The sequence below is a fragment of the Bradyrhizobium sp. Ai1a-2 genome (assembly GCF_000426245.1).
GTDB lineage: Bacteria > Pseudomonadota > Alphaproteobacteria > Rhizobiales > Xanthobacteraceae > Bradyrhizobium.
In genome coordinates this window covers 1-4370 of the sequence record NZ_KE384514.1, presented here as the reverse complement: position 1 = coordinate 4370, position 4370 = coordinate 1, and the positions used below count along the sequence as shown (strand labels likewise).

4 protein-coding genes and 2 pseudogenes are annotated in these 4370 nt (G+C 57.8%); all 6 read right to left on the bottom strand.

Going from position 1 to position 4370, the window contains the following annotated elements; genetic code table 11:
• Positions 1–99: 99 nt before the first annotated feature.
• Positions 100–839 (bottom strand): annotated as a pseudogene (locus tag K288_RS49325) (transposase); the annotation flags it as partial.
• A 60-nt stretch (positions 840–899) separates the two neighbouring features.
• On the bottom strand, positions 900–1829 hold the full coding sequence (locus K288_RS49320; protein ID WP_064737412.1) for a cyclopropane-fatty-acyl-phospholipid synthase family protein: 930 nt from the start codon (positions 1827–1829) through the stop codon (positions 900–902).
• Between the two features lie 3 nt (positions 1830–1832).
• Entirely contained in the window at positions 1833–2360 is a 528-nt protein-coding gene (locus K288_RS49315) for a hypothetical protein (protein WP_051335090.1), read from the bottom strand.
• 612 nt (positions 2361–2972) lie between these two features.
• A pseudogene (locus K288_RS55470) lies at positions 2973–3581 on the bottom strand (transposase).
• A gap of 49 nt (positions 3582–3630) precedes the next feature.
• Positions 3631–3987 (bottom strand): IS66 family transposase zinc-finger binding domain-containing protein, encoded by a 357-nt coding sequence (locus K288_RS50135; protein ID WP_160169102.1) that lies wholly within the window; start codon positions 3985–3987, stop codon positions 3631–3633.
• A 146-nt stretch (positions 3988–4133) separates the two neighbouring features.
• Positions 4134–4370: IS66 family insertion sequence element accessory protein TnpB (gene tnpB / locus K288_RS52015; RefSeq protein WP_152536008.1), on the bottom strand; the 237-nt coding region annotated here is incomplete at its 5' end.

Here is a 4370-nt window from a genome sequence, read left to right as displayed (position 1 = left end):
TTGTAAGCACCCTTGCTGAAGATGACTCTTCTAACGGTGCTCTTAAGACCCCGCACAAACAATCCGACGGGCCTCTGCGCTACGCTTACGATAGAACCGTTCCAGCGAGCGCTCATTCATGCGCTTGGCCGCCAGCACCTCCGCCTGCCGGATGGCCGTGGTTGCCTCGACATCGACGATGATCGCGTTCTCGATGTCGACCACGTAGTTTGTCGAGTAGGCGAAGAAGGCTTGGCCGCCGTGCGCTCCAGTCCAGCGCGCCGCCGGGTCGCAAGGCGACACGAACTTCGGCGTGACCTCGGTCGCTGCTCCGAAAGCGGCATCGTCGAGGACGGCCAGATACTCATCGATCGCTCGGCCGGCAGCTCCCGGGGATAGTCCCTTGTCGCCTTCGATCCCCTTCTGTCGGTTGGCATCGGCCTTGATCAGGCTCGCATCGACTGCAAATCCGTCCCCACCAATCAGCCGCTCCCTGATGCAGCGGCGCAAGACGCTCTCGAACACACGACGAAACAGAGCACTCTCCCGGAAGCGCCATGCCTGTTCTTGAAGAACGTCGAGTGATCCGGCACTGTCCCATCCAGACCGAGCCGGCAGAACCACCGGTAGGTCGAATTGAGGTGAACCTCATCGCACAGGCGCCGCTCCGATCGAATGCCAAAGCAGTAACCAATCAGGAGCATCCGGATCATCAGTTCGGAATCGATCGAAGGCCGGCCGATGCTGCTGTAGAAAGGTGCCAGGTCCCGCCTGATCTCTTGAAGGTCGACGAACCTGTCGATTGACCTGAGAAAGTGATCACCGGGAATATGTCTTTCGAGCGAGAATTCGTAGAACAACGCAGCCTGCTCGAGTTACCGATGTCCCATCATGATCTTCAGTCCTGCCACTTAGACAAGCTAGATCACTGATCCATCGGCGTCGCAACTGCCGCCTTTTTCAACAGAATCGGCCCTAGCCAGCTTGTTCGATATCCGTGCTTTCTTACGCAGGGATACCTGCAGCAGATCTACAAGTCCCGAGCTGAAGCCGCGCTCTGCCGAATCGAAATAACGCTCATAGTGATGGAACAACCATTCGCCATATCGATCGATAACCTTTGCCCGACTCATGATGAGGCGAGCTTTCCATTCCAAAAGCGTTCTTGCGTAATCTTTACCGATGCGCCGGAGCTCCATGACCTCGTAAATCCCGCGGCTCGCCTCCAAGACGTCATCAACGCTCGGAAGCGCCGAACCCTTGAACACATCTTTAAGCAGAAACCGGACATCGCGCACCTCGCTCAAATCGCGTGGAGACCGGGTGGAGATGATCGTCTGCAGGCCAAGACTGGCCTGGTCCACCGAAATATCCGAGCACCACTGAAAGAACTTCCTATAGATGTCGCAATGAACATTTCTTGCGCGATCTTCCATCGATGCAAAATGCTCAAACGCGCCTACCGACATGACGGCGTCAAATTTCTGCGTCGGCGCGGGATAGTCGGCCCATGAGCGAAGCTCCACATGGATGGTCTCTCTCCTTCGTCCGGAGATATAGGCGAACTGATCGTTGCTTAAAGTAAGCCCGATCGCTGAAGCGGCGCCAACTTCATCCAATGCGTAGCGAAGCAAGCCACCCCATCCACACCCTACATCCATGACCCGATCCGAAGCTTTCGCCCGGGCAAACGAAGCAATTCGGGCCAACTTTTGTTTTTGCGCATGCTCAAGGTCAACCGCACCATCCCAGACGGCGCAGCTATAGGCCATGTGATCCTTGTCAAGAAAGAATGCGTAAAACTCGTTATCTACATCGTAATGATAGGAAATATCGGATTGCGTCGCCATGCGTTATAAACCTGCATTCATTTCAGTGGATTTAAGCTTCTTGCTGAACCGCCGGAGATTGTGTGACGACCCGAACGTTTCGCCGAAAGCCCATGAGAGATTCATGAGGATCGCGCCCTCCACCTTATTTTCCCAGCCGGTCGACTCGGATATCTTCGTTGAGCTACTCTTCCACCCAAGCTGGATCGGGTAGTCGCCCATTGACGGTGTCGTCGGGATAGAGATCCTTGTTGACGTAGATTTGTCGGATGCATCGCACGATTCAGGCAAGCATTGGTCATAATGCACGCCAATCTTCGAGAATGCCCGGAAGGCATCCTTGCCTCCCCTAGCAATCGCTTTGCGCATATAGTCCCAATAGACGCGCGCGTGCCGCGCCTCGTCATTGGCCGGCACGGTATAACTGTGCTTGATAACCGGCTCGATATAATGCGCTGAGGCGCAGCGGTACCAATGAGCCAGGCGCATCTCGCCGCAGGAGTACAGTGCCAGGCTTTCCAAGGCCGGCGCAGGTTCGAACTCGAAACGCACTGCGGCAAGGTCTTCTTCTCTTCAGTGGGCGAAACCTCTGGACAAATCGTCGCAAATATTCGAGCAGCCGTGAGGCTGTGCTTTTGCTCTTCGAAGAACCAAATTGACATGAAGGCGCAGAAATCGACATCATGCTGGTGGTCACGCAGGAATATGTCGGCTGTGGCATCGCCGACAACTCGGCGATGGCATTCATCTTCAGGCCGTGAAGCCGCCTTTGATTGGCCATGAGCCTAGGCCGCGTGCAACGGATCGCTCAATTGTACGGAGGTAAATGCGCGCTAGAACTAGGGATGCGTGAGCTATACGTAGGTTTGCACGGTAAGCGCCAATCAATTACTCATAATTCTTGCGTTGATCGCGGCCCCCAGTTCGCTGTCAGTCAGCCGCGATAACCCGCGCCAAATCACGATAATTCCTGGAGGCGGATCGTTGGCTCGCGTGTTTCGTCGAAAGCGGTTGCTCTCCGGGTCTCTCACCAATGATCGAGAAGCCTGGTTTCGGGATCTGTCAGGGCCCATTGCGGCGTACGCATCGTATCCATTCGGCGTAGCCGGTGAGGGCCCCAGGCTTACTGCCTGAGCAGTCCAGGGTTCTCTTTGTAGAACCTGATCAGCTCGATGAGGTTTTCGATTCCGAGTTCGGTGAACGCCTGGACGTCGCCGCGATCCGCTCCACCACCTCCCGGGCCAACGGCGAGTTCGTGGTTTTCACGATGGCGACAAACTTGCGCCGAGCGTGCGCCAGACAGAAGGCCAGCCGGATGGCGCCCGCAGCCCGCTGGTCCCGCGCAAGCCCCTTGTACGCCGCATAGGCGTCCACCTACAGCACTCCGGCAAAAAGCGGTCAGCTGTTGAACGATCTCCTTCTTGCCGCGACCGGCGGCAAACACATAGGCAACCGCCGGCCCGCAGGACCCCGCCAGGCGCGATCATCCGTGGCGTGAGCCCAGAACTGGCAGGTCTTGGTGCGACCACGCCCCGGATCCAGCACCCGCATTGGCGTCTCATCACAAAACAGCCGCGTCCCCGTGTGCATCTCGGCCAGCTGCAGCTCATACAACCCCTTCGGCCACCACGCCGCCTGCTTCATCCAGCGCGCCCGCGTCTGCCGGTCGATCTCGATACCCTGGCCGGCCAGGATCTGTGCCTGCCGATACAGCGTCGAGCCCCAGACAAACTTCGCAACCGCGATCTGACTGATCAGCGCCGTCGAAGCCATGCCGCCCTCGACCAGACGCGGCGGAGATTACGCCTGAACAATCACGCCTTCACACGCGCGGCAGCCATTTGAGACGGATCGTGCGCAGGATCCGCAGCACCGCCGGAATGCGGTCCAGCGTCTCGCTGACCGCCTCACCAATGCGATGCAGTTCGCGGGCGCAGCACGGACAGATCGTCGTTTCCGGCTCGATCACCACATCACAGCGCGGCAGATGTTTCGGCAGCGATCCAATGTTGCGTTTTTTCCTCGATCGCGGCTTGCTTGAACCCGGCGTCGCCGTGTCGTCGTTGGCCGGCGCCGGCACCGCGGCAAGATCCGCAAGATCCAGCGCAAGTTGCTCGGCCACCATCGTCGAAAGCCGCTCCGAATGCGGCCCGTGGATCAGCCGCTGCAGCGTGGCCACCACTCCCTTCAAGCTGTCGACCTTGTCGCTGAGGGCAAGAACCAGTTCGATCAACAAGGCCGGATCGGAGGGAAGATCTTCGGGACGAAGCGCCATAAAAAGTTACTGGCACAACACCGCATCAAGCGAAAGCCCGAACACGCGGGTCACGCAACTTTTGTCGGTCGCCTCACCGCGCACGAGGGCGCCCGACTCCAATCCAGGCCAGCGAACAAAATCGAAAATTGCGTTGCGCTCAACGTCGCCACACCGTCCCGGATCGGCGGGAACGTAAAATGGCCGCCCTCGAGCCATTTCGTCACCAGAACCATGCCGCTGCCATCCCAAACGATCAGCTTCAGGCGATCATTTCGCTTGGATCGAAAAACAAAAATATCTCCACA

Excerpts from the sequence above, each read along its gene's own strand:
- K288_RS49320 (WP_064737412.1), bottom strand. The coding sequence starts at position 1,829 with ATGGCGACGCAATCCGATATTTCCTATCATTACGATGTAGATAACGAG.